The organism is Streptomyces drozdowiczii, assembly GCF_026167665.1.
Taxonomy (GTDB): domain Bacteria; phylum Actinomycetota; class Actinomycetes; order Streptomycetales; family Streptomycetaceae; genus Streptomyces; species Streptomyces drozdowiczii_A.
In genome coordinates, this window is record NZ_CP098740.1 from 7223825 (window position 1) to 7250716 (window position 26892).

General features: G+C 70.5%; 27 protein-coding genes and 4 pseudogenes. 11 read left to right on the plus strand and 20 right to left on the minus strand.

Going from position 1 to position 26892, the window contains the following annotated elements:
* Positions 1-218: 218 nt before the first annotated feature.
* A pseudogene (locus NEH16_RS32625) lies at positions 219-1163 on the plus strand (helix-turn-helix domain-containing protein).
* A gap of 28 nt (positions 1164-1191) precedes the next feature.
* On the opposite strand, the gene NEH16_RS32630 reads toward NEH16_RS32625, so the two are convergent.
* The gene (locus NEH16_RS32630) at positions 1192-1836 is read right to left on the minus strand and encodes a hypothetical protein (RefSeq protein ID WP_265547478.1); all 645 of its coding nucleotides are present in this window, start codon (positions 1834-1836) and stop codon (positions 1192-1194) included.
* Between the two features lie 867 nt (positions 1837-2703).
* On the opposite strand from NEH16_RS32630, the pseudogene NEH16_RS34045 reads away from it, so the two are divergent.
* Both NEH16_RS34045 and NEH16_RS32645 read left to right on the plus strand, forming a co-directional pair.
* Positions 2704-2942 (plus strand): annotated as a pseudogene (locus NEH16_RS34045) (IS5/IS1182 family transposase); the annotation flags it as partial.
* A gap of 1150 nt (positions 2943-4092) precedes the next feature.
* Positions 4093-7010 (plus strand): annotated as a pseudogene (locus NEH16_RS32645) (Helicase associated domain protein).
* A gap of 57 nt (positions 7011-7067) precedes the next feature.
* Here the strand turns inward: NEH16_RS32645 and NEH16_RS32650 are convergent.
* The 8 genes from NEH16_RS32650 to NEH16_RS32685 form a co-directional block, all read right to left on the minus strand.
* Positions 7068-7466, minus strand: coding sequence for a DUF6415 family natural product biosynthesis protein (locus NEH16_RS32650; protein ID WP_265547480.1), 399 nt, complete (start codon positions 7464-7466; stop codon positions 7068-7070).
* 44 nt (positions 7467-7510) lie between these two features.
* Entirely contained in the window at positions 7511-7693 is a 183-nt protein-coding gene (locus NEH16_RS32655) for a hypothetical protein (RefSeq protein ID WP_265546754.1), read from the minus strand.
* Between the two features lie 96 nt (positions 7694-7789).
* The gene (locus tag NEH16_RS32660) at positions 7790-8638 is read right to left on the minus strand and encodes a helix-turn-helix domain-containing protein (RefSeq protein WP_265546755.1); all 849 of its coding nucleotides are present in this window, start codon (positions 8636-8638) and stop codon (positions 7790-7792) included.
* Positions 8639-8654: 16 nt separating this feature from the next.
* Positions 8655-9188: a DUF6879 family protein gene (locus NEH16_RS32665; protein WP_265546756.1), complete on the minus strand. Its 534-nt coding sequence runs from the start codon at positions 9186-9188 to the stop codon at positions 8655-8657.
* The gene (locus NEH16_RS32670) at positions 9157-9423 is read right to left on the minus strand and encodes a hypothetical protein (protein ID WP_265546757.1); all 267 of its coding nucleotides are present in this window, start codon (positions 9421-9423) and stop codon (positions 9157-9159) included. The genes NEH16_RS32665 and NEH16_RS32670 overlap by 32 nt, the downstream gene beginning before the upstream one ends.
* 116 nt (positions 9424-9539) lie before the next feature.
* Complete coding sequence (locus tag NEH16_RS32675; RefSeq protein ID WP_265546758.1) at positions 9540-9767, minus strand: hypothetical protein; 228 nt, start codon at positions 9765-9767, stop codon at positions 9540-9542.
* 147 nt (positions 9768-9914) lie between these two features.
* Entirely contained in the window at positions 9915-11342 is a 1428-nt protein-coding gene (locus NEH16_RS32680) for a hypothetical protein (RefSeq protein ID WP_265547507.1), read from the minus strand.
* 355 nt (positions 11343-11697) lie between these two features.
* Positions 11698-11871 carry a hypothetical protein gene (locus NEH16_RS32685; RefSeq protein ID WP_265546760.1) on the minus strand — a complete coding sequence of 58 codons (174 nt, stop codon included), beginning with the start codon at positions 11869-11871 and terminating at the stop codon, positions 11698-11700.
* 1180 nt (positions 11872-13051) lie between these two features.
* Here NEH16_RS32685 and NEH16_RS32690 point away from each other — a divergent pair.
* Both NEH16_RS32690 and NEH16_RS32695 read left to right on the plus strand, forming a co-directional pair.
* Complete coding sequence (locus tag NEH16_RS32690) at positions 13052-13963, plus strand: replication initiation protein (RefSeq protein ID WP_265546761.1); 912 nt, start codon at positions 13052-13054, stop codon at positions 13961-13963.
* On the plus strand, positions 13960-14280 hold the full coding sequence (locus NEH16_RS32695) for a DUF6115 domain-containing protein (protein ID WP_265546762.1): 321 nt from the start codon (positions 13960-13962) through the stop codon (positions 14278-14280). Before NEH16_RS32690 ends, NEH16_RS32695 begins: the two co-directional genes overlap by 4 nt.
* A 321-nt stretch (positions 14281-14601) precedes the next feature.
* On the opposite strand, the gene NEH16_RS32700 is transcribed toward NEH16_RS32695, so the two are convergent.
* The gene (locus NEH16_RS32700) at positions 14602-14820 is read right to left on the minus strand and encodes a hypothetical protein (protein WP_265546763.1); all 219 of its coding nucleotides are present in this window, start codon (positions 14818-14820) and stop codon (positions 14602-14604) included.
* A gap of 210 nt (positions 14821-15030) precedes the next feature.
* Here NEH16_RS32700 and NEH16_RS32705 point away from each other — a divergent pair.
* Positions 15031-15144 (plus strand): annotated as a pseudogene (locus NEH16_RS32705) (IS5/IS1182 family transposase); the annotation flags it as partial.
* A gap of 14 nt (positions 15145-15158) precedes the next feature.
* On the opposite strand, the gene NEH16_RS32710 reads toward NEH16_RS32705, so the two are convergent.
* A complete protein-coding gene (locus tag NEH16_RS32710; protein WP_265546764.1) occupies positions 15159-15593 on the minus strand; it encodes a RapZ C-terminal domain-containing protein in 435 nt (144 codons plus the stop codon).
* A 424-nt stretch (positions 15594-16017) separates the two neighbouring features.
* Entirely contained in the window at positions 16018-16344 is a 327-nt protein-coding gene (locus NEH16_RS32715; RefSeq protein WP_265546766.1) for a DUF6233 domain-containing protein, read from the minus strand.
* Positions 16345-16394: 50 nt separating this feature from the next.
* Here NEH16_RS32715 and NEH16_RS32720 point away from each other — a divergent pair, with 50 nt between their 5' ends.
* On the plus strand, positions 16395-16736 hold the full coding sequence (locus tag NEH16_RS32720; RefSeq protein ID WP_265546768.1) for a hypothetical protein: 342 nt from the start codon (positions 16395-16397) through the stop codon (positions 16734-16736).
* Positions 16737-16775: 39 nt separating this feature from the next.
* Here the strand turns inward: NEH16_RS32720 and NEH16_RS32725 are convergent, their stop codons facing one another.
* The 5 genes from NEH16_RS32725 to NEH16_RS32745 all read right to left on the minus strand — a co-directional run bounded on the left by NEH16_RS32725 (position 16776) and on the right by NEH16_RS32745 (position 19836).
* Positions 16776-17510 (minus strand): restriction endonuclease, encoded by a 735-nt coding sequence (locus NEH16_RS32725; RefSeq protein ID WP_308286073.1) that lies wholly within the window; start codon positions 17508-17510, stop codon positions 16776-16778.
* Positions 17511-17794: 284 nt separating this feature from the next.
* Positions 17795-18082 (minus strand): helix-turn-helix domain-containing protein, encoded by a 288-nt coding sequence (locus tag NEH16_RS32730; protein ID WP_265546769.1) that lies wholly within the window; start codon positions 18080-18082, stop codon positions 17795-17797.
* A gap of 690 nt (positions 18083-18772) precedes the next feature.
* Entirely contained in the window at positions 18773-19171 is a 399-nt protein-coding gene (locus tag NEH16_RS32735) for a DUF3307 domain-containing protein (protein WP_265546770.1), read from the minus strand.
* 83 nt (positions 19172-19254) lie between these two features.
* Entirely contained in the window at positions 19255-19437 is a 183-nt protein-coding gene (locus NEH16_RS32740) for a hypothetical protein (protein ID WP_265546772.1), read from the minus strand.
* A gap of 42 nt (positions 19438-19479) precedes the next feature.
* Positions 19480-19836: a hypothetical protein gene (locus NEH16_RS32745; RefSeq protein WP_265546773.1), complete on the minus strand. Its 357-nt coding sequence runs from the start codon at positions 19834-19836 to the stop codon at positions 19480-19482.
* A gap of 191 nt (positions 19837-20027) precedes the next feature.
* Between NEH16_RS32745 and NEH16_RS32750 the strand changes: the two genes are divergently transcribed.
* Positions 20028-20288, plus strand: coding sequence for a hypothetical protein (locus tag NEH16_RS32750; protein WP_265546775.1), 261 nt, complete (start codon positions 20028-20030; stop codon positions 20286-20288).
* 179 nt (positions 20289-20467) lie between these two features.
* Here the strand turns inward: NEH16_RS32750 and NEH16_RS32755 are convergent, their stop codons facing one another.
* The 3 genes from NEH16_RS32755 to NEH16_RS32765 form a co-directional block, all read right to left on the minus strand.
* The gene (locus NEH16_RS32755; RefSeq protein ID WP_265546776.1) at positions 20468-22933 is read right to left on the minus strand and encodes a hypothetical protein; all 2466 of its coding nucleotides are present in this window, start codon (positions 22931-22933) and stop codon (positions 20468-20470) included.
* A 619-nt stretch (positions 22934-23552) separates the two neighbouring features.
* Positions 23553-24806: a helix-turn-helix domain-containing protein gene (locus tag NEH16_RS32760; RefSeq protein WP_265546778.1), complete on the minus strand. Its 1254-nt coding sequence runs from the start codon at positions 24804-24806 to the stop codon at positions 23553-23555.
* Entirely contained in the window at positions 24803-25168 is a 366-nt protein-coding gene (locus tag NEH16_RS32765) for a putative quinol monooxygenase (protein WP_374215716.1), read from the minus strand. The genes NEH16_RS32760 and NEH16_RS32765 overlap by 4 nt, the downstream gene beginning before the upstream one ends.
* 653 nt (positions 25169-25821) lie before the next feature.
* Between NEH16_RS32765 and NEH16_RS32770 the strand changes: the two genes are divergently transcribed.
* Genes NEH16_RS32770 through NEH16_RS32780 form a run of 3 tightly spaced genes read left to right on the plus strand, consistent with a single transcriptional unit; the run spans position 25822 to position 26890 of the window.
* On the plus strand, positions 25822-26364 hold the full coding sequence (locus NEH16_RS32770; protein WP_265546779.1) for a WhiB family transcriptional regulator: 543 nt from the start codon (positions 25822-25824) through the stop codon (positions 26362-26364).
* Entirely contained in the window at positions 26361-26762 is a 402-nt protein-coding gene (locus NEH16_RS32775) for a hypothetical protein (RefSeq protein ID WP_265546781.1), read from the plus strand. The genes NEH16_RS32770 and NEH16_RS32775 overlap by 4 nt, the downstream gene beginning before the upstream one ends.
* Positions 26759-26890 carry a hypothetical protein gene (locus tag NEH16_RS32780; RefSeq protein ID WP_265546783.1) on the plus strand — a complete coding sequence of 44 codons (132 nt, stop codon included), beginning with the start codon at positions 26759-26761 and terminating at the stop codon, positions 26888-26890. Before NEH16_RS32775 ends, NEH16_RS32780 begins: the two co-directional genes overlap by 4 nt.
* Positions 26891-26892 lie beyond the last annotated feature (2 nt).

The window sequence follows — 26892 nt, forward strand, 5'->3', positions numbered from 1 at the left end:
GCCGTCTCCCAGACTCCAGGCGAGTCCGCTTCGCCTGTTCGTCGGAGGTACCGGCCACGGTGAGGCAGGGATGCAACTGGAGGATGCCTCGCTTGGCGGTGCGCATCCAGCCGATGTGCGCGAAGAACTGGCTAGTGCTCTGACCGCATAGGTTCGCCGGGTTGGTGGTCGGGGCGGTTGGATGTTGGTGACGTCCGATCCGACCCGCTGGAGGCACGGTGGCCGAGCCTGTCCGTGTACGCAGATTGACCGACCAGGGGGGCAGAAGCTGCAGCAGATCGTGCGCCGGGGAAGCACCGGTTCGGTTCGCTACCGGCGCGCGATGATGCTGCTGGCTTCGGCTGGCGGAAACCGCGTCCCGGTGATCGCCCAGCTGGTGCAGGCCGACGAGGACACCGTCCGGGATGTGATCCATCGGTTCAACGAGATCGGCCTGGTCTGCCTGGACCCTCTATGGGCGGGAGGTCGTCCCCGCCTGCTCAGTCCTGACGACGAGGACTTCGTCGTCCAGACGGCCACCAACCGACCGACCAAGCTCGGCCAGCCCTCACCCGCTGGTCCATCCGCAAACTGGCCGCCTACCTGCGGAAAGTCCACGGCCGCGTCATCCGCATCGGCCGCGAGGCGTTACGCCGTTTGCTCGCCCGCCGCGGCGTCACCTTCCAGCGCACCAAGACGTGGAAGGAATCCCCGGACCCCGACCGCGAGACGAAGCTGGACCGGATCGAGGAGGTCCTGGCCCGGTTCCCGGACCGGGTCTTCGCCTTTGACGAGTTCGGACCGCTCGGCATCCGGCCCACCGGCGGTGCGGGCTGGGCCCCCGTCGGTCACCCCGAGCGGCACCCAACCTTTCCGCGCACGAGGGCGAGAAGATCCGTTGCTGGGCGAGGAAGAACCGCGTCGAGCTGTGTTTCACCCCGACTTACGCGTCCTGGGCCAACCCGATCGAGGCCCACTTCGGGCCGCTGCGGCAGTTCACCATCGCCAACTCCCACCACGGCAACCACATAGTCCAGACCCGAGCCCTGCACGCCTACCTGCACTGGCGCAACAAGAACGCACGACATCCCGCTGTCCTTGCAGCTCAACGCCGTGAGCGCGTCCGGGTCCGCAGCGAGAAGGGCGTCCGCTGGGGCGGACGACCTGCCGCTGTCGCAGCCTGATCAACCCGGTGAACCTTGCCGGCCGGCCTTAGCGGTAGCCGTCCACCCTGGCGCCTGCTGAAGGAGCGAGATCGGGCCAGGGATGCCCTGCCCTGTCGGAGGCAGCGGACCGAAGGAGGTCAAGCAAAGTAGACCCTGGGTAGCCCCGGAAACTCGAATAGGCGGAACGGTAGTAGCAGCTCCAGTAGCTCACGACCCGCCGCTGAGTACGGTCGAAGAAGGCCGGGTTGTCCACGATGAACTGCCCATAGGCGACGTGGCCCCGGGCGCCCGGAGCGGCCAGATCACGAAGCCCGTCGCAGATGTCGACGAGGATCTCCAAGACGTACTCGCCGACCAGCTGGACGACGAACGGGACGACCCACGGGTCCGTGGAGTCAACGACCTTCGCCAGGTGGCGCTGCCTGACCATCCCGTCGCAGTGCCTTGAGTACAGGCAGTGCAGAAGTTGCCGTTGACGCGACGAGAGCGACGCCATCGCGCCGGGCGGCGGCTCGTCGTTGTAGAGACGCCCCGGGATGGTCACCTGCTGGCCCTCTACAACGACCGAAAACGACGCTGCCGGGCGGAGGCGAGAAGCAGGCATGACCGCCAGAAATGCCTCAGTGTCTCCCGCGAGCTCCACTGGGAACGCCGTGATCAACGGATCGCTTCTATCGAAAGGCGGCTGCACGAGCTGAGCATAAGCGGACGTTCCCACCGCGAGGTTGGCCCCCACCACCTCACGGTCGCCCAACCCGGTCAACGTATGCGGTCACAGCACTAGCCGGTCAGCAGGACGAGTGAGGTCAGGCCGCCCGCCGGTCCGGCCGGCTCTCCTCATGCCGGGCGCGCGCCGCCGCGCCGTCCAGACCTCGCGCCGGTCTCAGGCCAGGGCCGAATCCAGGAACGGGCATCGGACGGATGCCGCCGTCCTGGCGGCTCGGCGCCGACGGCCACGCGCCCGGCCACAGCCCAGCTCCGACTGCAGCTGCTGCTCCGTCGCGCTCCCGGCCAGCAGACCGGTCCCCGAAACATTGCGCGGCGCCGACCAGGCTGTTCCAAGCACTTCAGGTGCGACGGGCCACGGTCTCCGCCTGGGAATCCTCGACGAAGCCCACCGAGCCGCGCGGCCCGGAACGCGAGGCGTACGCCCGGCTGCTGAACCAGCTCGCGGAGCTCTACCCCGCCTGATCCCGGACAACAGCTTCGTCGGCTTCAGGCCGGACGCGATACTCCTGATCGCAGCGGCTGCCAACGGGTCAGCCGACGGCCGTCTCCTCTTGCGGAACGCGCAGCATGCCCGCACGACCGCTCCCTGGACGATCGGATGGCCGGCCTGCTGGGAGTTTCGAGGGAGCCCCCTGAGATCCCGCCGTACGACGGGGACGCCGGCAGGTGATGTCGGGCCCCTGGCGGGAGGCGGCGGCCGGGATGCAGGACAGCCCGGCCGCGCCGGGCTGTCCTGCTTTGCCGTCGCGGCCCCGTGTCGGTGGGGGAGAGAGCGCCTTCGCTTCGGACGGTCCGGCCACCAGCGGATCCACCGGTGAATGTGCCGTCCTCATGGTGCGCGATCGACTCGGTGAACATGCGAGCCCTGAAAAAAAGGGGGCCTGACAGGTCCGAATCCTGCCGGCAGAGGTAAGTACGGCTCGCAGATCCACCTGATCACCGAACGAGACGGTCTGCCCGGCCCGCGCGGCGCAAGCCCGCCAAGCTCCACGCCGGCAGAGCTACGACTACGCTCACCTGCGACGATGTTTACGCGAACGCGGTATCACCCACCGCATCGCCCCAAAGGAGGAGTCCTTCGCGGGGCGCGCACCCGCTCCGCGGGTGCTGGCGCGGCTCGCTTCGCTCCCCGCAGCCCCGGCTGCGCCGGGGCAAGGCCCCCTCCGCTCCGCTCCAGGGGCCGGGGGTTCTCTTCGCTCCGCTCCGAGAACCCCAGTGAACGGGCCCCGCTTCGCGGCACCCTGACATCCCGCTACGCGGGATGGGGGATTCCGCTCCGCTCCACCCCGGCCCTTCCGGCTTCGCCTTCAGGGCCAGGAACAGCCCGCTGACGCGGGCCGGGCTGGCTGCAGGGGGTGGGGTCGCTCGTTCGGGTCGGGTTCCAGCGTACTCCGTGCATCAGATTGATTCAGCATGTACCGTTGGTGAAAACACGGGACACCCTTTAATCGTCTGGAGTGGGCGGCCTCGGTTTCCTGGAGAGGGTTGATTGGCTATGTGGAGTGCTGAGGATGTAGCAAGGGAATCGGTTCGCCGTGCAGGAATCGGCCTGAATGCCGCAGCAGTCTCGGAGCGCGCCTTGGAGGCTGCGGTCCGGGAACGGGAGACGGCGGAGGAGGCCCGGCGCGGTATTCAGGTCTACTCCGAGTTCCCTCAGGATCTGGAGCGGCTGGCAGAGGTATGGGCGGCCAAGCGCGCAGAGTGGCAGCGCCTGGCGGACCTGATGGAGCGAAGCGGATGGAGCGTCTATACCCCGGAGAAGGACGCCCGGGGGACGACGTGGGCTCGTGAGCGTGAGGAACGGCGTCAGCGGGTCCTGGACAAGCACGCGGAGCACATGGCGCGGCAACGGGGCGAGCGGGCCCTGCTGGAAGAGCAGGCCGCCTCGGTGCGGCTGGAGCGCTTGGAGCGGTTCGTCAGGGAGAGCGTGCTGCCTAATACCCACCCTCACACCACGGCGCGGCGCCAGGTCCTGGAGGCGCTGGGCGAGGCCGGCGGTCTGTGCACGGCCCGGACGCGGAACGCGGACGGGGACGTCGTCGTGTGCGCGCTCGATGCCGGGCACTACGACCCGGCCAACCAGCCGCCGGCCAGGGCGGGGAGCCCGGCGGCTGGCACAAGGCGGACGGATCGATCTGGAACGACTCGGGCGCGGCAGCCATTCCGCACGCGGCCCGCTGAAAAGACCACACGGATTCAGCGCTCGGGAAGGCATGAAATGTCATCGATTCAGCTCAGGGAACACCAGGTAGACCAGCGTGCGGCATTTCGTAAGTGGGTCGGATTTCCTGCAAGATCATCCGTGCCCCCGCAGGGGCCCGAGGCACGATCGTGTCCGCCACCGGCTCGGGCAAGACGATCACGGCCGCCGCATGCGCGCTGGAGTCGTTCGCCGGCGGCCGGATCCTCGTGATGGTGCCGACCCTGGACCTGCTCGTCCAGACCGCCCAGGCGTGGCGGGCGGTCGGTCACCGGGCACCGATGGTCGCGGTGTGCTCCCTGGAGAACGACCCGGTCCTGCGCGCGCTCGGGGTCCGTACGACCACGAACCCGGTCCAACTCGCCCTGTGGGCCGGCCACGGACCCGTCGTCGTGTTCGCCACGTACGCCTCCCTCGTCGACCGCGAGGACATCGACGCACCCGAGGGCCAACGCAAGGTCCGCGGACCGCTGGAGGCCGCCCTGGCAGGCGGGGAACGGCTCTACGGGCAGCGCATGAACGGTTTCTCGCTCGCGATCGTGGACGAGGCCCACTCAACCGCAGGGGATCTCGGGCGCCCGTGGGCGGCGATCCACGACAACACCCGGATCCCGGCGGACTTCCGGCTCTACCTCACCGCAACCCCGCGCATCCTCGCCGCACCCCGGCCGAGGAAGGATGAGGACAGTCAGGAGGTGGAGATCGCGACGATGTCGGACGACCCGAAGGGCACCTACGGCGCGTGGCTTCCCGGCGCCGAGCTAGGACTCTCGGAGGCAATCGAGCGGGGAATCCTCGCCGGATTCGAGATCGACGTCCTGGAGATCCGCGACCCCTCCCCGCCCTCGGAGAGACGGACGAGGCCCGGCGCGGCCGGCGCCTGGCGCTGCTGCAGGCGGCGCTCCTGGAGCACGCCGCCGCGCATAACCTGCGTACCGTCATGACCTTCCACCAGAAGGTCGAGGAAGCGAAGGCGTTCGCGGACAAGCTGCCGGAGACCGCAGCCGAGCTGTACGTCAACGACGCCTCCGACGCCGATCTGGCCGCCGCCGACCAGCTGCCGAAGTCATCCATCGACGCGAAGTTCTACGAGCTGGAAGCCGGCCGCCACGTACCCCGGACCGGGTGTGGTCAGCGTGGCTGTGCGGCGACCACCTCGTCACCGAACGGCGCGAGGTCCTGCGCCAATTCGCCAACGGCATCGACGCCACCGGACACCGAGTCCACCGCGCCTTCCTCGCCAGCTGCCGCGTCCTCGGCGAAGGCGTCGACATCACCGGCACACGGGGAGTCGACTCCATCTGCTTCGCCGACACCCGCGGCTCCCAAGTCGAGATCGTCCAGAACATCGGCCGCGCACTCCGCCTCAACCGCGACGGCTCCACCAAAGTCGCCCGCATCATCGTCCCGGTGTTCCTCGAGCCCGGCGAGGATCCAACCGACATGGTCGCCTCCTCTTCATATGCCGGCCTGGTCGCTGTGCTCCAGGGCCTGCGCTCGCACGATGAGCGCCTGGTCGAGCAGCTCGCCTCCCGCGCCCTCACCAGCGGCAAGCGCACCATCCACGTCCAGCGCGACGAGAACGGACGGATCGTCGGGGGCGGCGGCGCAAGCAACGAAGACGGCGAGGACCAGGAGCCGGGCGACGACACCGACGCCGCTGCCGAGTCCGCGCTGCTGCACTTCTCCAGCCCCCGCGACGCGGCCACGATCTCCGCGTTCCTGCGCACCCGGGTCTACCGCCCGGAATCCCTGGTCTGGCTGGAGGGCTACCAAGCCCTGCTCCAGTGGCGCAAGGAGAACGAGATCACCGGCGTCTACGCCGTTCCCTACGACGTCAAGGTCGAGGTCGGCGTGACGAAGTCGTTCCCCTTGGCCGATGGGTGCACCAACAGCGGAAATCCCTGAGGGCCGGGGAACTCGACCCGCACCGCGAGGAACTCCTCGACGCGCCGGAAGCCGGCATGGTCTGGGAGCCGGGCGAAGAGGCGTGGGAGGCCAAGCTCGCCGTCCTGCGCTCATACCGGCGAGCCACCGGACACCTCGCGCCCCGGCAGGACGCGGTCTGGGACGACCCGGCCGGCACCGGGTCCGTACCCATCGGACAGTACATGGCCAACCTCCGCCGCACGGGCACCAAGAACGGCCTTGGCAAGGACCCGGACCGGGCCGCGAAACGGGCCGCGCAGCTCGCCGCGATCGACAAGGACTGGAACTGCCCCTGGCCACTGAACTGGCAACGCCACTACCGCATCCTGGCCGACCTCGTCGACGCCGACGGCCACCTGCCCTACATCGCGCCCGGCGTCACCTTCGACGGCGACGACATCGGCACCTGGCGATGGCGACAGCAAGAGCCGGGCACCTGGGCACAGCTGATGCCCGAGCAGCGCGAGCGCCTGGAGGCGCTGGGCGTGCAGGGCGCGGCCCTCCCCGTGACGGCCACGGCCCCGGCCGAGCTCCGTCCCGAGCCGGCCGCCGCACTCAAGGGCCCCAAGAAGCCCGGGAGCAAGGCCGAAGCCGCCTTCCAGCGCGGCCTGGCAGCCCTCACCCAGTGGGTGGAGCACGAAGGTACCGACCGGCCCGTCCCACGCGGAGCGGTCGTGGACGTCCTCGTCGACGGCGAGACCGTGCCAGTGCGACTGGGCGTATGGCTCTCCAACACCCGCGCACGGCGGGACAAGCTCACCGGGCAGCAACTCGCAGCCCTCGCGGCGCTGGGCATGGTGTGGGCGGGCGCGGCCCCGGCAGCCGAGGCCGCCTCGGAGCCGACCGCCGCGCAGCCTGCGCCGTCGGCGCCCCCGGCGAAGCGGGCGGTGCGCGAGCACCACGAAGAGTGCGACAAGGAGCTGTACGAGGGCGGGAACTGCACCTGCTGGGCCATCAAGCGGTTCGGGCCGCCCTCCGAACGCGAGGGCTACGGAGACGACTTCTGACCGCCTCTCATCACGACGAGACCCCGGGCCCACCGACAGGGCCCGGGGTCTCGTACGTCACCGCCCGACGGTGCGGGCGGGCGCGACCCCCAGGCGGTCCAGACGTTCGTAGAGGGCGCGGACCAGGCGGGCGCGGTTCTGAACGCAGTGCACGGTGCCTTCGATCGGCGCGGACAGCTGGCCTTCCGCCTCGCGCAGGACGATGTCGGCGAGTGCCCGGGGTCCGCTGCTCTTGGGCAGCTGGTTGGCGCGGCGCCGGATGTCGGAGGCGAGCGCGCGGGCGTGGCCGGTCAGCTGGAGGGCGATCTGCTCGTAGTCGCGTACGGCGAGCGTGTCCTCGTCGGTCCACGCGAGGACGGCCTTGACGAGGCACTCGTACGGTTCGCGGTCGAGTGGGAGTTCCGCCTCGATCAGCCCGTCGGGGTCGTACAGGACCGTGTGGGCGCTGGTGTGCATGGCGGGCCTCGCTGCTGGGAGCGTCTCGTGCGGGTGGCCGGCGGTCACCGCGGGGTGTCCTCGCTGCCGTCGTCCCGGTCGTTCTGGTCCTCGCCGTGCCGACCGAGGAACCGGGCGAAGCCGCGGTCCGCGCGGGCCAGCAGGGCCGGGGAGGGGATGCCGTACGCGGGTGGCTGAAGGCCGCGGTCCTCCGGGGCCGGGGCGGTGGTGTCGTGGTGTGCGCGCATGCGGCCCCGCCTCTCCGGCTGGTGGTCCGTCGGTGACTTCGACGCTACGCAGCGTGGGAGTCGGTCCTCAAGGTGATTGCGGGTAATTGCGGAGGTTCACTCCAGGGCGTCGATCGCCGCCTGGATGAGGGTGCGGGCCGTGTCGCCGTAGACGGCCATTTCCGCGAGGCCGGCGAACGCCTTGGCGTAGTCGGCGAGCTCGCGGGGCTGCGTCACCTTGATCTCCGCCGTCAGGGTCTCCACCACGGCCACGGTGTCGTCGTGGAGGTAGAACGCCTCCAGCGGCCACACGGTGCGCTGCGCGGTGAACGGGATGATCCCCAGCGAGACGGAGGCGAGCGGCATCACGGTCAGGAGGTGGCGCAGCTGCCCGCGCATCGCGTCGGGGTCGGCGGTGCGGTAGCGCAGGATGGATTCCTCCATGAGGACGACGTAGCGGTGGCCGCCCTCGTAGAGGAACCGGGAGCGTGCGACGCGGGCGGCGACGGCTTCGGCCACGTCGTTCGGGGTGCCCTGGAAGGCGGTGATCTGGCCCATGAGGGCGGTGGCGAAGCCGGGGGTCTGGAAGAAGCCGGGCGGGACGTTGGAGACGTAGACGCGGCAGATGCGGGTCTGCTCGTGCAGGGCGTACCAGTCCTCCTGGACCGTGCGCATTCCGCCCTGGTGCAGGCGGCGCCACTCCAGGTACATCGAGTCGACGGCGCGGGCGGTGGCGATGAGGTCGTCGGCCTGGTCGTCCGCGCCGCACGCCGTGCACCAGGTGCGGATGTCGGCGTCCGAGGGCGGAGCGGCGCCCTTCTGCAGGCGGGTCGTCTTCGCGGGATGCCAGCCGCACCGGGCGGAGAGGTCCTTGCCGGTGAGGCCGGCGTCCTTGCGCAGGTGGGTGAGTCGCACGGCGAGCGCCTCGCGGGCTGCCTGTGCGCTGGACGACGGGGATACGGTCACGGGGCTGCTCGGTGGCCTAGACGGTGTACTTCTCGTGCGGGATGCCGCGCTCCCAGACCGTTTCGAACGCCGACGCGCACAGGTTCACCGCGGCCGGGTCCTCGGTGATCTCGCTGCCGGGGGCGACCCAGTCGCCGTCGCCGCTGAAGAAGTGGAACATCACCAGGCGGTCGTCGATCAGCCAGAAGTCGTTGCCGGGCAGGGCGATGTCGGAGGCGTTGCGGCGGGGCAGCCAGCGGACCTGCTCACCGGCGCCCACGTTCAGCACGGTGGCCGCGTGCTCCCACCGGATGTAGTCGGTGACCGGCTCCGAGACGATCCGTGCGCGGCGCATCGCCACGCCCCGGGCCAGGGTCTCCTTCACCAGCCCGAGCCACTCGGGCCACCAGCGGGCCGTGGGGTCCAGGTCGATCTGACCGGTCCGGGCGAACAGTGCGATCTCTTCGGCCTCGTCGCCGACGCCGTAGTGGTCGCGCATCTCCAGGTGGACCGCCGTGTGCTGAGCGCCCCTCAGCAGTTCAGCGAAGTCGGGCACGCTGCTCTGCGACATCACACGCCTCCCTCAGAATCGAGATCATCCGGGCCGGAATCCGGATCACCGTCTCATGCGGCGGGATCCCCACCGCATGGCCGGCCACCCACTGGGTCCCGCCCACCAGCGCCCGGAGAATCTCTTCGGCTTCCGGGCCCTGGAGGACCAGGTCGGCGCTCTCTTCCTCCACCCACACCGTCGGCGATCCACCACCGCCGGTATTCGGGTCGATCCCGACGAACCGTAACGTCATGGCGCTCTCCCGTGTCGAGTCTGTTGCGCTTGGTTGCGCCGACCGTCTCGCCAGTCGGCGCCCCCAGTCAAGACCGGGACCGAATATGTCCCCCGTACGGTCAATTCGATGACGTGCTACCCAGCCCTAGGCCCCCCTCCCCCCTCGGACCGGGCGCGCTCGTGGGCGGCCTGGCGCATCGCGACCTCAGCCGCACCGGCGGCCCGGCGCCAGATCCGCCGCTCCGCGCGGGAGAGGGCGGCAGGCGGCGGCAGCCGGCGCAGACCGGCTGCCGCCGCCTCGATCGCCCCCGCCTCCAGGTGGCCGAGGAGGACACCGGTCGGCGGGACATCCCACCGGCCCACCCACCGGGCCGCCTCCAGAATCCGCCGTGCGCGGGCGTACGCGCCCACGTATCGCCGACGCCAGTCCGGGGGGCTTGCTGCTGAATCCGAGGTCACCACCGGTCAACGAACGCGGGGACGACCGGTACCGCCCACCCCGTGCGCCGGTCACCGCAAGCGGCGCCGTGCCTGGGACGGCGAGGGGGCGCACGGTCGCCCCGCACTCCCCGGCCGCCGCCGGGCCAGGTCGGCGCACCGGATGCCGCCGCCGGGGTGCCACTCCATCGCCGGGGCGGCTGCGGTGCCGTGCTCGGTGCACCCGGAGGCGGGGACAAGGCCGCCGCAGTCGTGCCGCGTGCACCAGCAGGCGTCCCCCGGCGCGGCGAGCGGGGCTCCGTGGCGGACGAGGCCGCCTCCGACCGGTGCGGCGGTGCCCCGCAGACCGGCGGGCCAGGCCAGCGTCAGGCGCAGCCCGGCGCCCTCCCCGGACCGGTAGCGGCTGAGTACCCGTACTTCGCCGGTCACCGCGAGCGGTGCCGCGCCCGGGACGGCGAGACGGCGCACGGTCGCCCCGCACTCCCCGGCCGTGAGCTCCGCCAGGGCCTCGGCGTCCGCCTCCGTGCACCAGGCGGTGACCCGGTCCTCCCCGGCCGCGTCGTGGGCCAGGTCCAGGACCGCGTCATAGAACCGAATGCTGCATTCGGCGCGCCCGGCGCCGAGCACGGCCAGGGGCGCCGGGTCGGGCCCCAGGGGAACCGCGATCTTGTCGTGGTCGAGGAGCCAGGCGACCACCGCGGCCCGGTCAAACTCCGGGTGCGGGTCGGTGCCTGCGGCCGGGGCAGGGAAGTCGGCGTGGCGGCGGCGCCAGTTCACCACCGCCGCCCGGCGTACTCCGCAGATCCTCGCCACCTCCGCGAGCGGCAGCCAGGCACCGCCCGGCGCGGTCGGCGCCTGGCCGGTGAGCAAGGAACGGGTGCCGGGGCGGGCGGCCCGGACCGCGCGCCAGTCCACCTCGGGGTGCACGACCGGGAGGAGAGCGACGTCCAGGGCGCGGTACAGCGGGACCGCCACGGCGCCGCCCCGGCTCTTGCCGTAGTCGACGTCCACCGTGGAGACCGGCTCGACCCATCCGAGGCGTACCACGGCGTCGAAATCGGTGCGGCGGACGCCGAGGCGGCGGGCGGCCTGGCCCGCGCCCAGGGGCATGTGCCGGTCGAGCAGGGCCGGGAGGTCGCGGCGGCGGGCGAGCGCGTCGAGCTGGTCCCCGTGGACGTCCGGGGTGTCCCGGTCCCCGCCGAGCCCGACCAGCAGCCCGGCTCGCACCAGGTGACCGACCGCCGAAGCGGTCACCCCCGGCCGCCACACCAACGGCTCCCTCAGCGCCCGGGTGAGCCGGTCCGCCGCCCCCCACGCATCGAGCAGCCGGAGTGCGGCCCGAACCGCCTCCGCGTCGGCGGCCTCCACCACCGTTCGCGACCAGACCCCCGGCCCGATGTCCGCCGGAGGGACCAGGCCCGATGCCGCCGCCCACCGCCACGCCGCCACCGGCACCCGCAGCCGCACAGCCGCCTCGATCTCGCCGTAGCTCTCACGCACCACACGACCCATAGCCCGCACTCCCATCCACACATCGCAGCCCGCCGACCGGGCCGACGCCGAAACCATGACGAACCATCACAACAACTGTCAACACTCAGATTTTCAGGGTGAGTTGGGCATACACCGCAGAAATCGCATACGCGCACGCGAGGGAAAAGACACCCTTCCGGGGGACACGCACCACCCCTGCCGAACAGCCCGTCAGCCTCACCCCCGGTGCGGGGCGCCCGGCTTCCGCCCCACAGCCGGACACGACACGGCTGCGGGGCCGCTGTACGTCATGCCGATGACGTACAGCGGGCTGCGGTGACGTACCCGACCGCCCCGGCCGGGCGCACCGGTACCGGCCGGGTCACCGGACCACGATCGGCATGACGCAGGCGGCGAGGAGACCCGCGTAGCCCAGCGCGAGGGTCAGCGGAGCGTGGGACTGCGGGTGGCGGTACGCGATATAGACCAGCGCGCCGAGACCCTGCACGACAACGAGCACCAGGAGCAAATTGAGCAGCAGATTGGACGAGGACATGGCGAATCTCCGGAATCAGCGAGATGGACAGAGAGCCCCAACGGGGGGGCGGCGGCCACACCATCCGACGGCGGACGGTTAGCCCCGCAACCCCCTTAGACCGGGGTAAGGGCGTCAGAGACCCGCGCGCCCGTTCACCCTTCGGGGCGTCGCGGCCAGCGCGTCCGGAGCGCGCTGCGACCCCCTCACTGTAGGACCCCCGGAAACTCACCGCAGGACCCCCGGAAACCCCGAAAACCGCCTCTCACCAGGCACGACGCACAAACTTGTGCACTAAGTTGGGGTTCCTGGACTCAACGCCGCAGGTCACCGCGACGCACTCATGGCGCGGCACCGACCTAGGGCCCCACATGTGATGTACGCCACACGCCGCCCCACCGTGCGGGATGCGTGTGCTAGCTCCGCAACTACCGGCCTACGGGGGCGCTCTACGATGTGGCGGCACCGTGACCCGGGCGTGGACGCCTCCGGTCGCGTGCGGACGGGCTCCCGTCCTGTGCCGGGAGCCCGTCCGCACGAACGAGTCCGCACGGACGGGGCCCCTCGTTGTACTGATGCGTCACGGCCGCCGCCCCGCTCCCCAGGTCCGCCGACGTGAGAGCCACCCGCCGGGCTTCCGCGCCGGCTCGGCCTGCTCCTGGTCCTCCTGGTCGCGATGCTCGATGCTGGCCCGAACCGTCTGCTCAAGCAGCCTGGCCGCGACGGCCCGCCCCTTGCACCGGTCGCAGAACGTGGGGCGGCTGTCCTCCGGAGTTACTCCAATACGTGGCCTGGGCCGCCTTCCACCGTTCGTCGGTGAACTTCGACCCGCAACGCACCCACGCCGGGCACTGAGCTTCCCGCTCCGCCGCCCACTGCTCTTGCTCCTGGCGCTCACGTTCCCGGGCCTCGTGCTCACGGGCGCGATGCTCCGCCCTGCGCCGTTCCGGGGTGGCCCGGAGGCGGCCACCCCGCCACTTCCCGCCGTAGTGGGCGAGCAGAGGCGAACACCGCAGGAAACCTGAACCATCTGACTTGGCTTCGTGGCGGACTTTAAAGATGTGCCCTACTGGCGTCAGCTTTGGCAGGTGCAGAGACAGCGGTCGGGAGCCCCAACCATCTGACTTGGCTTCGTGGCGGACTTTGAATTTTGCGGCGTGTCCGGCGGAGTCGGGAGAGGCGGACACGCGAGGATCAGCGTATGAACGGGGAGTTGCCCGCAGGGCAGTGGGACGAGTTGTGGCTGCCGTTGCGGCCGTACGCGACGAACCGGCTGCAGGAGGGGATCCGGCGTGAGCAGCGGCCGGTGGCGATGACGCGTCGGTACGTGGAGGCGAACCCGTCGGCGATGAGCAACCTCCTCGTCGTGGATGTGGACCACTCGGATGCGGTGCTGCGAGCGGTGTCGTCGGTGGGGTCGCACCCGCTGCCCAACGCGGTCGTGGAGAACCCGGTGAACGGGCATGCTCATGCGGTGTGGGCGCTGGCGGAGGCGGTGACGCGGACCGAGTACGCCCGGCGCAAGCCTCTGGCTTACGCGGCCGCCGTCACTGAGGGTCTGCGCCGCGCGCTGGACGGTGATGCGGCGTACTCGGGCCTGATGACGAAGAACCCGTTGCACACGGACTGGAGTACCGAGTGGCTCCACGGTGGACTCCACACGCTCGGCGGCCTGGAGGAGGCCCTGAGCAGTCACATGCCGCCCGTCCGCTGGCGGGAGACCAAACGGTTCCGCATCAACGTCACCGGGCTGGGCCGCAATTGCTCGATCTTCGAGACGGCCCGGACCTGGGCGTACCGCGAGGTACGCCACCACTTCGGCAGCCCCGACACCCTCCACACCGCCATCCACACTGAGGTACAGAGCCGTAACGCCGAATTCGCGGAGCCGCTGCCGGCCGTGGAGGCGCGTGCGATCGCCAACAGCATCCACCGGTGGATCACGACGCGCTCCAGGATGTGGAAGGACGGTGCGGCTGTCTACGAGGCCACCTTCGTCGCTATCCAGTCCGCCCGGGGGAAGAAGGGCGGAAGGGCTTCGGGGGCGGCGCGGGTAGCACGCCGGGCCGAGCGCACCGACGCCATGCTTGAGTACATGAGGGGGAAGCCGTGACGCAGGAACCCAGGCGTGAACGTCGCACCGCGACCGCCCGCGAGCTCGCGGACCGGTTCGGAGTGTCCGAGCGGACGGTGCAGCGCATGGTGGCCGAGGAACGTGCGGCGTACGAGGAGCGCTCCCGGCAACGGCGGGACCAAATCGTCGAACTGCACCGGCAGGGACTGAAGGGGTACGAGATCGCCCGCAAGCTGAATGTCTCCTCCGGTCTGGTGTCCATCCGGCTCAAAGAGGCCCGCGCGGCCGGCGTCGACCTCACCCGTTACGCCGCTGCCGTGGACGCCCACGAACAGGGCCAGCGCGTGGCGAGCTGACCGGGTCAGCCTCAGGGTGCTCCCTCTGAGCGGTGTCGCCACGGCCGGCTGATGCGTACGGACCGGGTCACTCACCCCGCGGTCGGCCGCCCCAGCACCACCGCCCACGCGCACGCCGCACCGGCCACCAGCAGCGCGTTGACCGGCATTGAGGGGCGGTGGTGCTGCCGCGCGACAGCGGACCGCCTCACTCGCAGGTCATAGTGATGCCTCCGGGAGCGCGTCGGAAGCTCCAGGTTCGCGGCGCCTCCAGGTCGGCGCCGCCCCGGCCGCACGGCGTCCGCAGCCGAGGGGCGCGCATCTCCCCTCAGCCGGCGCACCTCAGACGCGGTTGATGATCCGGATGCAGGCCATGCGCGTCGAGCCGGCGTAGCGGGCGCAGAGTTCTCCGTCGTCCATGACGCGGCCCGGGACGAAGGAGGCGATCAGCTGGCCACGGACCCGGTGGGCTTGGACGGCGTAGCGGAAGCCGCCGGGCTCCTTGACGTACACGGTCGCAGTCTTGCGGCCCTTGGGCGGGTTGGTCCAGGCGGTCGTCACATGGCCAGGATTACCCTCGCCCGGCTCACCGTCGACGCTGATGCAGACCTGGGGACCGGACCAGTGATGGGTGCAGGCGGAGGCCGCAGCGTGAGCGGGCACGGCACCGGCCGCGCTCACCGCAGTAGCGGCCGCCACGAAGAGGGACCGGAGAATCGATCGCTTCACGTCGGGTAAACGACGCCGGCGCGGTCGGGTTCCGCCGCCGCGGTAGCACCGTTGCTGCCCATCTCGCCTGCGCGCCGACCGAGCGAGGGTGCCGTCTACATCGTCGACGGCACCCTGGTGCCGACCCGTGATCGCAGCGTGGGGGCGTCCAGCAAGGGCAGTGACGCCCGTTAGGCGGGAGGTAGGACGGGGTGGTCGATGTGGTGGTGCTCGATCTCCACCCCGTAATCCCCACCCATCGCCGCCCAGACCCGGCGTCCTACCGCTTCTGCCACTGCGACCGAACGGTGCCGGCCGCCCTGGCAGGCCACGGTCAGGCGGGCGACGTGGCCGACGGGCACCTCGTCGACCAGGAGGCGGAGCTGGACGGCGGTTCGGTTGATGAGGTCGCGGGCGCCGGGGGTGTTCAGGACGTGCTCGTACACGTCGTTGTCCAGGCCGGTGCGGTAGCGCATGGTCGGGTCATCGGCCGGGTTGCGCAGCGCCCGGCGCAGATCGACGTAGAGCCCATCGGTGACCAGATCGTGCGCGCCGTCGTGGCGGGCGCCGATGGAACGGATGACAGCGGTGACGAAACCGCGCCCCTCAAGGGTGGTGGTCTTCATGCCCACCACGATTCCGGCACGCCCACCACGGCGGTAGGAGTTGCCCGTTGACAGAACCGGAGGACGGAGCCGCCTCCGGGGTTAGGCCCGGGATCGGGGGCCGAGCCTCCCCACCGGTCGGTGGATGACGTGCGCGCCCTGGCGCTGGTGCTTGTGCGCTCTCTGGTGGGTCTTGATCCGGGAAGGGGGTCAGAGCTGACCGGTTGGGCGCTGGCGGGCCCCTCCTGGATCGGACAAACGGGCGTATCAGGAACCGTGGTTCGGCGGAACCATCCGATCGAGGAGGGGCCCCGTGTATCAGAGGCGGGGAGCAGGGCGGTCTGGTATCGGCGCTTTCGGCCCCGGCTCCAGATGAGGATGGCAGCGACGTGGAGCTCACATTCGATCAACCGACGAACACAGCAGGGAAACAGTCTCTAGTCGATCATCCGGAGCTCGACATCCGGCTGACAGTGCGTGCACGTCCTGACCCATCGGCGATCAGTCGGCGCGCCTGGTCCCGGTCGATGGCCCGGCGCCGTTTGCCGGCCGCGTGGCACCCTCCCGCGTGGACCTCGATCGACGGAGCCCCCTGCCCGATGCCGAGTTCGACGATCCAGTCCGGCACGGCCGAGCGCCGCTCGGCACCCCGTTGCTGCTCGGCCTCCCGCTGCTCGGCCGCGGCAATGGCTTTGCGGATGTGCCCGAGCCAGATGGTGAGCTGCTGTTCCAATGTCCGAAGACGCGGCAGATCCGGCGGGAGATCGTACATTTGTTCTATATTACGCTCGCCTTCCCGAGCCGACCGAGAGGGGTGAGTGCGTGACCAGCGCAAACCTGCTGCACGCCCTGGGCATCGCCCCCTCCAGCCTCGACCCCGCCCCGCCCTGGACACCGTGTGGGTCCGCCTATATCGAGCGGCTCACTGAGCGGCATCCGTGCATTCGCTGCGGTGCCACAGCGACCGTCGCCGGCGTCATCGAGGACGCCGGCTTCGGCCGCCGCTGGGTGGACCGCTGCACAGCTTGCTTGGCCGCCACCACCACCCGCAGTCCCGGCCCACGCCCGCCCGTAGCGGACGTGCTCGCCGTGGTGCGGGCCGCGGCCGGTGAGATCGGTATGACCGTGACGGTCATGTGCGGCGACGACTGTGGTGCGGCCTGATCTCTTCAGGCCCGTGCGGAACCGGTGCTTGCGGCGCGCTCAGCTCCCGGACCTCGGCGCGGGAACCCTCGGCAGGAGCTCCCACAGTGGCCGACTCCCGGCAGCCCAGGCGGCCAGCATCCGCCGGTCGGCCAGGTGCATGCGCAGTTGCTGAGCGAGCGGTGCGCAGCGGTTGGAGAAGCGTCCGTTGGTGACGACGAGGACGATGTCGGCGCCGTAGAGCTGGCGGGCGGTGCCGTTGACGCGCTGGAGGTCGGGGGTGCCGACGGCGGAGCCGCGGTCGCCGACGCGGCGGTGCTTGCACTGGATGACCCAGACACGGCCGTGGGGGTCGGTGGCCAGGACGTCGGCGCCGTTGTCACCGGATCCTCCGACCTGGCGGGCGTCGGTACATCCGTCGCGGCGCATCAGGTCCCGGATCGCGTACTCGAACTCACGGTGGTCCAAGGAGTCGAGCTGCGGGAGTTCGTAGCGCAGTGCCTGTTGCTGGACCCGGCTCCAGGCGTGCTGCTGGCGGCGTTGGTTGACGAACCAGGTCGCGGTCACGACCGCGACGGCCCCGAGCGTGACCACGGCCCACAGGTGGGTGACCAGCCAGGCGACGGCGGCCCAGAGTGCGGCGACGGACAGGACGCCGGCGCCGAGGACGAGGACCTGGCGGTCGCGCCGGCGCTGGCGGCGGGAGCGCGGGTAGCGGCGACGCCGACTCGTGCGGCGCGCGGGCCGGGGCCGCCGTGATGCGGGATGGCGGCGACGCGGGTGGCGAGTGGGCATCAGGCAGCGCTCCGCGGTGTCAGTGGCTGGAATCGGTGATGCCTTCGCCCACCGGGGCAGGGGCGATGGCCGCGCCCGGGGCGAGCGCAATGATGACGGTCGGCTTCTCTTCGGTACGGCTGCGGGCGAGGCACCTGCCTAGGTGCGACAGCGCGCAGCCGACTGGCTGTCTCCGAAATGGTGATCACGTCAGACCCAAGGAGCACCCAGGCGCGAAACGTGACACAGGACGGCAAAGAAAAGCAGGGGGCGGCCGCGAACGGGCTCGTCCCGGCGGTCTCCTGCTACGGGGCGATGGTGAGCTGGGCGGCGCCCGGTGCGGGCGCGTAACGGCGGGCGGGCAGGCAGCGCACGGCCCGGTCGACGCCTGCGAGCAGGTCGCAGACCGGGATGCCGTAGTGGGCTGAGAGGCGGTCGATGTCGTCGAGGGACCACGAGGCGGAGCCGCCCTGCTTCCGGCTGACCTGCGCCTGGTTCAGCCGGAGGCCGTCGGCGAGGTCGGCCTGGCGCTCGCCGGTCAGCCGCATCAGGGCGGCGACGGTGAGCCGTAACGTCTGCTCTGTACTGGGCATATGCGCACTCCGCATCACGTATGCGTGGAAGCCGGTGATCACATCGTCCCGCCACCCGCGACGCCCCGAGGGCAGAACATGCGCTCTGGCCTGATACCTGGCCGATTCCAGTGCCGCACCGTTCCTGTGTGCGACGCTCCCCGCAGCGAGGGCGGTGGGGGCCGGTGGGATCCGACTACGTGTACGCGGGCCGAACCATGGTCGAGGTGCGCCGGCTCATGACGCCTTCTTGCTGCGCGCGGCCTCGACGGCTTTGCGGCAGGTGACGCACAGAGGGCTTCCGCCGGCGCCGTAGCGGTGACACGGCATGTGGCAGCGCGCGCACCGGCCTACCTGGGCTGGTGAGCAGGTCAGGATGGTCGTCGAACGCTGGGTGGGTGCGGGCGTGGTCACGAGCCCTCCTCTCGAATCCCCGTTCTATCAGAACGGGAGCTCGTACCTGTGGCTACCGTGGCCGGCTGACAGTGCTCTTCGACATCGTGAACGCGTCAGGGGCCGGTACGGATGATCCGTACCGGCCCCTGACTTGCTCGTTCTCAGGCCCCGCCGTCCCGGCGGGCGGCTTCGGCCAGCGCCTCGGCCAGCTCCCGGCTCGCGCGCTCTGTCTCTTCGGCCTCGCGGCGCAGCTGCTCCTGAATTTCCTGGGCGTCCATGGTGTCTCCCGTTCTCAAGATGTGTGCGGGTGGGTGGTCAGCTCAGTGCGGTGAGGGTGAGGGCGGCGACGGCCAGGACCAGGACGTGCGCGGTCTGGTCGACGTGCGCGGCGCCGCCCTTGGCGGCCCACTCGGGTTGGCGGGTGTGGGTCATCCACCACTGGATGGGCCAGCGCCGGTCGATGAACCCGTGCGTCAGGCCGATCAGCGCGACCGCGGCCGCGCCGGGCAGGACGCCGACGCTCTCGTCCAGGACGACGGCGGCAACGACCAGGGCAAGCGAGCAAGCGGCGACGTGCGTGCCGGCGTGGGTGAGGTTCGCCCGCCACCCGGCGGCATTGCGGGCGGCCTTGTGTTCGGCCTGGTGGTCGGTCTGGAGCGGGTAGTCCGCGAGTAAATGGGCGACGTAGAGCAGAACGAAGACGGATGCGAACATAGGGCTTCTCCGGTGGCTGGGGCTGTCGGGGGCGTGGGGGCGGCCGGTCTCCTGGCAGTGATTACGGCCGCCCCGTGGCGCATCTACTTGTTGTCGTCGTCCTCGACGATGATCCGGCCGTGGAAGACACCGCCGCGGATGCCGTGGTTGGTCCCGCCGAACACTCCGCCATTGATCGTGGCGCCGCTCAGGTCCGGCACCTCGCCGCCGTTGTCGGTGCTGTCGGCGTTGCGGTCGGCGTCGGAGCGGGTGATGTGGAAACGCATGGTAGTGACCTCTCAGATGTGCGATCGGGTGGTGATGGCCGGTCAGATGCCCCTGTTGAGGCGGCCGGAGTCGTACATGCGCCGGATCGCGCTCTGTCGTTCCTTGTCGCCCAGGAGGGTCTCGGCAAGGTTGCGCCAGGACGTGCCGTACGTCTCCCGCAGGTGGAGTACGTAGGCGGCGCCGCGGCGGTCCATCAGCTTGCCGAACTCGATCGTGTGCCTGGCGGCGGCTTCCTCCTGGCCCTCGGTCGAGGTGACGACGCCCCGGCCCAGGGTCTCCAGCACGTCGGCGAGTTGGTCCCTCTCGATGGCCCGCATGATCAGTCCCTGCGGGTCGTCCTCCGGGGTCCAGGTGATCTCCACCGAGTGGCCGCTCGTCTTGGTTACGGTGACGGACATGGTGTATCTCCCCTGCTCAGTGCCGGTGTGCGCTTTGTGCACATCTAGAGAATGGCATAGGTGTGCACAATGTGCAAGGCCCGTTGGCGGGTCCATTCCGGAAGTGGGCCGGCGCCCCGCCGGACGGGCGCGGCAACAGCGCCGTGGCGGATTCGCGGACGAGGGCCTGGTCGCCGGGCCACACTGACCGCATGACGCACGCACCCCGGGTCTACGGCAGCGACGGCGAGGCGGACACCGGGCCCGAGCCCGGCCACGACTACCGCGAGCTGGTGGGCGGACCGCTGGACGGCCAGCTGCTCGACGTCACTGGCTGGACCGACGACATGCTCGCCGGCGGCGCCTACCTGATCACCCCGCACAGCGCGTACGGGCCCGGCGGCCGTGCTGACTACGCACCCGCTCCCGGCCAAATCGAGGGCCCCTTCGTCTGGGAGGGCGATGTCCCCTGACCATCCAGGCCGGGCCCAGCTTCGTTTCAGCGGCGACCGACAGCGATTCGGACGAGGACGTTCGGGATGAGGCAGAACGCGACGAGCCTGCAGATGGGCGCCGTTCTTCTTCGCCGCCTGCTGGGCGGCGAGCAGGGCCTGGCGGGCGAGGTCGACGCCGGACAGCTCCGGGACGGCGTTCACGCGGTCACCTCCAAGGCTTCTTCGTCCAGCGGGCGGGCGGCGAGCTCGGGCAGGCGCTGCGGCCACGGAGCGGGCCGGGCCGGGGTGGGGTGGGCCTGGGTGTGCAGCTGCTCCAGCCGTACGGCGAGCAGGTGCTCGGCGGTGCGGGTCTGGGCCTTCGCGGCGGCCTCGGTCGCGGCGCGTTGGGCGTCGTTGCTGTCGGGCAGCGCCTGGTGCCAGGGCTTGGCGAGCTCGGTGGCGTACGCCTTGCGGGCTTCAGCCTGGGCCTGCGTGCTGCGACCGAGCATCACCAGGGCCTCGTGCCGGTAGTCCGCGGCCGCGCTCTCAGCGGTCACGAACGCGTTGTGCGCGGCGGCGTCCTCGACGGCGTCCGGGCCGGCTGCCGCCAGAGCGGCCGGGTCGGTGATCTCCTGGAACTGGGCCCACGAGGTGGCGATGGCGTCCTCGATGGCCGTGCGGACCTCGGCGGCAACGGCCGCGACGGCGGCCGGGCTGGTCGGGTCGGCCGACCATGTGGCTGCGAGGAGACCGGCCTCGCCGATCAGGGCCTCGGCCTGGCGCCGGTGGTCGCACGTCTCGCACAGCCCGGCCGACCGCTCCCGGCCGCAGTCCTGGCACGCCATGGCCTGCCGGACCGCCGCGTCGGCCGACGCCCGCTCCCGCACGATGGCGGCCTGCGCCTCGGCCTCGGCACGGGCCGCCGCACGCTGGGCTGCCCGCTGCTGGGCCTCGGCCTGACGGGACACGAAGTCGGCGGCCTCGGCCTCGGCATGAGTGCGGAGCCGGGCCTCAATCTCCCGGAACCGCGCGTCCGTCTCCAGGCCGGGCAGCTCCTGGTCGACCTCGGCCGCGATCCGCACCCGCCAGGCCCGGCGCGCGTGCAGGATGTTGTCGCAGTTGTCGCAGTCGGCGCCGGTGTCGATCCGGACGCCGTCGTCGCACCGCACGTCCGAGCACGATGGTCGGCGCACCAGCCCGCGGTGGGTGATCCACCCGTACGGGCGCGCGATCAGGGCCTCGCCGCCGGTCTCGTCGAGCCGGGACGTCAGCCGGACGGCCAGCACCGACGGTGCCTGCGTCGGCCACTCCAGCACGGTCCGCAGCTGTGCCAGCTCCGCCTTCGCGACGTCCACGACCCGGTCCTGCTGCCAGCGGTTCAGCTTCGTCCACAGCCAGGACACCGGCGTCAGAGCCACCCGCAGGTCAAGATCGGCGGGAAGCTCCGGCCGCCCCTGCCGCTGCGTCTTTCGACCACCCACGACCGTCAGCCGGGCACCGGCACCAACGCCGACGCTGCCTGCCTGCTGCTTGTCGACCGGTGACTTGGTGGGCTTTTCACCGCGCAGCGGGTCGGCCCCGGCCACCTGGCTCCCGGGCTCGGCCACGGCGGTCTCGTTGTTGGAGGCCTGGTCCTCGCGCACGCACACGCGTCCCGGCCGACGGCCGTCAGCTCCACGGCCTTCGCCGGAAAAGCCACCAGAGAGCTGCTGAGGAACTACAGGAGTAACCAGGTAAGGGTGGTCAGAGTGAAGGGCTGCCGCAACGTCGGGCTCTGCAACATCCGCCCCATCAGTCACCGGCACGCCGCTGACCTGGGATTCCGCCGCCAGGTTGGGCGCCTCACTAGGCCCTGCCGCAACGTCGGGGTCTGAAAACTCGGACTCCAGGGCCTCCGCGCGGTCCTCCTGGACGTCGTCGCCGACCGTACGCCCGTGCGCGGAGGCAACCGCCGGCACCATCAGCCGTGACCGGTTCGGCATGCGTGAGCCCGTCTTCAGCCGTACCCGCAGCACCAGCTCCCGGTCCTCCAGACGCTTCAGCACCCGCTCCCCCGCCGACGCCGTACACCCCAGCAGCCGCGCCACCGTCGCCGCCGCGCGGCCGCGCTTGGTGTCCACGCTCCCGCCGCACTGCCGCACCCGCCCGGTCTCCCGCGCCTCCAGCACCAGCAACAGCAGCGCCAAACGGTCCGTCGCAGCCCCCCGACCGGTACGCGTACCGATCAGCCCGGCCGGAGTGACCCGGCCATCCTTGTGCTTCCAGCCCGGCGCCATCACGGCCTCGAACAACCGCTGCAACGTCGCGTACTCCTTCTTCGCGAGATCCAGCGGGTGCCCGACGACGTCCTGCGCCGCCCACAGCGGCAGCACCTTGCACTCCAGACCGGTGTTCTCGCGGAACTCACCCTCCGACGCATCGGCGGACACCACGCCCGACCGCTTCAGCGCCGGGACCACCACGGAGGCCGTGTACGACGCGGACATCCCGATCCACCGGCCCAGCTCGGAGGTGCGGATCTCCACCACACCGGTCTCCCACGGCGTACGCGACGCCAGCACCAGCACCGCCAGACGTACCGCGTCCGACGCGCCGTCCAGAGCGGGGACGTCCAGCAGCGCGTGCACCGCAGCCCGCAGCTGTGCCCGAGTGCGACGCCCGAGCGCCAGCGGATGACCGGGCACCGGGGCCCTTGCCGGGCCGGCCTGTGGCGAGACCGGCCCGAACTGGGTCCGCCTCAGGACGCGCCGAGGCCCCGCGACAAGCGGGACAGCGCTCTGCCTCACCGCGGCCGCGCTCATTGGACCACCGCCACTGTCGGGGCGGTGAAATCAGGGGCGACAGACGTGATCACGCCCAGCACAAGGGTGGACGGGACGCGAAACGTGACACCGGTCTTGGGAATTTTTCGGCTGGCGGCAGTGACACGGTGCCGCCAGCAGTGGCGCGAGGGGCGCATGGTGGGTGGAACTCCCCTGGTAGGGGAGCCGTGACCAGCAGATGTGACCCGACAGGAAACCCGGATGGTGGCGGACTGCTACACGGACCGCTTATTCTGGGTACAGGTGACTGCGCGGGCCTATACAGGCCCACGGGCATCACCCCGGCGAGGTCACCTCACCGGACACGACTCGGAGCTGTGGAAGGCGTGCGAGTCGGTAGCTAGAAGGCCGTTCTTTCCTGGCAGGGAAAGGACGGCCTTGCTCGTTCTACGGGGATCGAGCAGAGTTCATCATGGCCACATCCTGTCACTAATTGATGCCCCGCTGTGAGTGGCGGAGTTGGGAACCGTCGAGCGCTGACTCAGTCGAGGGCATCGGCTCGTTCTGCCAGGTCAAGCAATTCGCGCGACGCGTTCGGGCCAGCGATGAAGACCAGGTCACGGATCGTCGCGCGTGCAGCCTGGTGGGTTTGGATAATTTCCGGCGCGACTACCTCGGCGCGCAGTAGGCAGTCGAGGGCCTCGCCCCCGTGGCGCCTCTGCGCGTGAGCTCGCCCCAAGTTCATCAGCAGCCTCCCCTGACGTTCAGGCGAGAGGCCCTCGGGATCAATCGAGAGTCCGATGTCCAGGGCCTCGCCTGCGTCGCCAAGGTCCACCGCAGTGCTCACAGCTTGGATCTCGACGTTGACGGGGCCGAACTCCAGGTTGAAGTAGTTGCGGTTCTCGCCAAGCCGGGCCGCGATACCTCTGGCAGCGCTGATCTCTCTCTTGGCCTCGGCGCGGGCACCTGCCCGCGCGTGCACCAGAGCCATGGCCAGATGGAGTGAACCAAGGACCGATAGCGCCGGCGGCGAGCTGTCCGCCAGCTCATCTAGAGCGTCGATAGCCGTGCGAGCCGCGTGTTCGGCCTGGCCAAGGCTACGGAGCCGCACAAACGCCTGCACCATGCGGAAGACACTCGCGCACACATGCAGCGGGTCGCCTGACCGCTCGGCGGCGAAGATGGCGCGGTCGGCTGCCACCCATGCAGCGTCAGCTTCGTCCTGGCGGACGAACGCCGCCGAAAGAGCCTGGTACGCCCGAGACACCAACAAGTAGAGCTCGGTCCGATCCGCCTGTGGAGCCGTGCGAGCGGCCTGTTCGAGTGCTGGCAGTAGGTCGACGGCCATGGTGCTGACCTGGGCAAGGTGCCCCGCATGGGTCAGGTCCCAGAGGTCATCGACGTCCCCGCGCAGTGTGTCCACTGGGCTGTTCGCGCTATCCGTGCCGGCAAGCAGAGTTCGGAGCGCGGGGTGGCCGGAGATGAGCCGACGCGTCTCGTCTAGATCGTTGGACAGCGAGAGCGGGGCAGGAGCGGATAGCTCTGCGCCGATACCCGACGGCGCGCCGGGGCGTAGTTGCTGGACAGAGACCCCTAGTTCATCTGCGAGTTGCTGCAGTAGATCAACACGCCGCACGGGTTGGACACCTCGCTCCACCTGAGACATCCAACTGCTCGTCTTCCCCAGCGCCGCCGCGAGGCTGATCTGAGTACGACCGCGTTCTTTGCGGAACTTCTGGACGCGCTGACCGAAGGCTCGGTCAGTCGAATCGACGTCCTTTCCTGTCGGCTTCACGGCCCCTCCGTCTCTGGACGCTTGCTGAGGCTCCTCAGCTCATCCAGAAAGGTCACCTCGGTGCTGACGAGGTACTGCTCGCGCGCGGCGAGGAACTGCTTGGTATGCGCCGCTTCCTCGTGCGCCTGGAAGGCGGCGCGGTCGGCATAGAGCTCGTAGAAGATCCGTACCAGCGGCTCGTTGACCGGCGCGTGCACGGTGTAGATGACTGTGCCGGGCTCCCTACGGATGCCCCTGGCGGCCTGCTCGACGAGCTCGTCGAACCCCTGGGCAGCTCCGCTGTCTCGTAGGGCGAACCGCACCATCAGCGCAAAACCGCCAGTCACGGGCCCTCCCTCTGCTCTCTCATCCAGATGCGTCACGGACACATTCTCACATCAGGCGCCGCAGTGCTAGGTAGCACTCCAACTGTTGACTCGCACAAAAAGTGCTAGTAGCTTCTGTGGTGCGCCCGGACACGCCTGGACTCCAGACACGGAATGGAAGCGCCTGCCCCGCGCAGCGCGGGTTGAGAACTCCACAGAGCGATCCACCACCGCAGTCCCGCTGTGACCACGCCGGCCGGGGGTGAGTGGAGATCCGTCGCGAGGCGCCATTACCAGTGGTGGTGGTAGCCAACACGCACGACAACCCGCCGGGCGCAGCGTCAGCTGCGACCAGGGGAGCAACTGCCCTGGTGCGGATTACTGGTGGTTAGTGCGGAGGGTGGGCACCCTCGCGACGCAAAAGAACGTGTGCGGCAGACATCGGCCTGAAGGGATCTCTCAGGGCGCACCACGCGATTCCGCACACACACGAGATCTGGGGTCAGAGGGGGACACCACTGATCACCGAGCCAAATACCCACTACGTGTAGCCCTGCGCTACCCGTGGCCGCCGTACATGCACCTCGGTACATGTACGGCGGCGGCGGGGGCCAGCAGGGCCCAACCACGACGCACCCCCCGGGCTTAGGCCCCCGGGGGTGCGTCTTCGCAGCTCACCCTCTCTCGAAGGGCAAACGCGCATGCACAGGATGACATCCACTCAGGCCCGGCACACGCGCCGGGCCGTACTCCAGGCCGCGGTCGACGCCGGCGCTCGCTGCGCCAGCGGCGTCAGCGGCGACCCGGACCTGTTCTTCCGCGCCGACCGCGAGCCGATCGGCGAGTGGCAGGCCCGCCGCGCCGAGGCGATCCGGCTCTGCACCGGCTGCCCCGTCCGGGCGGCCTGCGAGGAGCTCGCCCTGCGCGACGGCGACGGCCGCGCCAGCCAGGACGACATGGTCCGCGCGGGGCTGACCGGCCCCGAACTCGCCGCCGTCCGCACCGCCCACGCCGTACGCCTGGCCGCCGCCACCGCCGCGGACCGGGACACCGAGCAGCGCGAGCTCAACGACCTGGTCACCCAGGTCCAGCACGAGGCCACCTCCACCCTCGACCGCACGGTCGAGGGTGAGCGGATCCCGCCCAGCCGGGTGCAGGCCGAGCAGAACGTGCTGATCAGCCTCCTCACGGCACGGATCCGCGAACTCCGGTCGGCCCGACGGGCCCGCAACGGCTGGGAGGTCGCGGCATGACCACGACCCTCACCCCGATCAGCGCTCTGAACGGCGCCAGCCTCGCCCCCGCCATCGTCGCCCCGCGTGCCGGAAAGATCGACGACATCGGCAGCGAGGACGACGCCCGCGGCTACGAGCGCGACGAGACCGACCAGCACCACCAGCTCGTCGACCGTCTGGTCGCTGACGGCGACACCCGCGCCCGGGCCGCCGGGCGACGGGCCCGTCGCACGCTCGCCGAGATGCAGCCCGACTATGTGCGCCAGCCCGTGCTGAGGATGGTCGGTCCGCTGACGTTCAGGTCGGCAGACGGCCCGTGCCCGCTGTGCGACCGGTGGAACTGCACCCCCAACACTTGTCCTCCTGGGGTCGCGCCCCCGGTGCTGGCCGCGAGCACGGCGGGGGTGACCCGATGACCTGCTCCTCCTGCGGCGGGACTGGACAGAAGATGGTCACCGTCAACCACGTCGGCGGGGACGGCACCCCGTACCAGTCCGTCGAGATGCAGACCTGCACCTCCTGCGGCGGCACCGGCCAGAAGTAGAG

Excerpts from the sequence above, each read along its gene's own strand:
- NEH16_RS32650 (WP_265547480.1), bottom strand. The coding sequence starts at position 7,466 with ATGCACACCAGCGCCCACACGGTCCTGTACGACCCCGACGGGCTGATC.
- NEH16_RS32655 (WP_265546754.1), bottom strand. The coding sequence starts at position 7,693 with ATGCGCGCACACCACGACACCACCGCCCCGGCCCCGGAGGACCGCGGC.
- NEH16_RS32665 (WP_265546756.1), bottom strand. The coding sequence starts at position 9,188 with ATGTCGCAGAGCAGCGTGCCCGACTTCGCTGAACTGCTGAGGGGCGCT.
- NEH16_RS32670 (WP_265546757.1), bottom strand. The coding sequence starts at position 9,423 with ATGACGTTACGGTTCGTCGGGATCGACCCGAATACCGGCGGTGGTGGA.
- NEH16_RS32685 (WP_265546760.1), bottom strand. The coding sequence starts at position 11,871 with ATGTCCTCGTCCAATCTGCTGCTCAATTTGCTCCTGGTGCTCGTTGTC.
- NEH16_RS32690 (WP_265546761.1), top strand. The coding sequence starts at position 13,052 with ATGAACGGGGAGTTGCCCGCAGGGCAGTGGGACGAGTTGTGGCTGCCG.
- NEH16_RS32710 (WP_265546764.1), bottom strand. The coding sequence starts at position 15,593 with ATGAAGACCACCACCCTTGAGGGGCGCGGTTTCGTCACCGCTGTCATC.
- NEH16_RS32715 (WP_265546766.1), bottom strand. The coding sequence starts at position 16,344 with ATGTACGATCTCCCGCCGGATCTGCCGCGTCTTCGGACATTGGAACAG.
- NEH16_RS32725 (WP_308286073.1), bottom strand. The coding sequence starts at position 17,510 with ATGCCCACTCGCCACCCGCGTCGCCGCCATCCCGCATCACGGCGGCCC.
- NEH16_RS32730 (WP_265546769.1), bottom strand. The coding sequence starts at position 18,082 with ATGCCCAGTACAGAGCAGACGTTACGGCTCACCGTCGCCGCCCTGATG.
- NEH16_RS32735 (WP_265546770.1), bottom strand. The coding sequence starts at position 19,171 with ATGTTCGCATCCGTCTTCGTTCTGCTCTACGTCGCCCATTTACTCGCG.
- NEH16_RS32740 (WP_265546772.1), bottom strand. The coding sequence starts at position 19,437 with ATGCGTTTCCACATCACCCGCTCCGACGCCGACCGCAACGCCGACAGC.
- NEH16_RS32745 (WP_265546773.1), bottom strand. The coding sequence starts at position 19,836 with ATGTCCGTCACCGTAACCAAGACGAGCGGCCACTCGGTGGAGATCACC.
- NEH16_RS32750 (WP_265546775.1), top strand. The coding sequence starts at position 20,028 with ATGACGCACGCACCCCGGGTCTACGGCAGCGACGGCGAGGCGGACACC.
- NEH16_RS32770 (WP_265546779.1), top strand. The coding sequence starts at position 25,822 with ATGACATCCACTCAGGCCCGGCACACGCGCCGGGCCGTACTCCAGGCC.
- NEH16_RS32775 (WP_265546781.1), top strand. The coding sequence starts at position 26,361 with ATGACCACGACCCTCACCCCGATCAGCGCTCTGAACGGCGCCAGCCTC.
- NEH16_RS32780 (WP_265546783.1), top strand. The coding sequence starts at position 26,759 with ATGACCTGCTCCTCCTGCGGCGGGACTGGACAGAAGATGGTCACCGTC.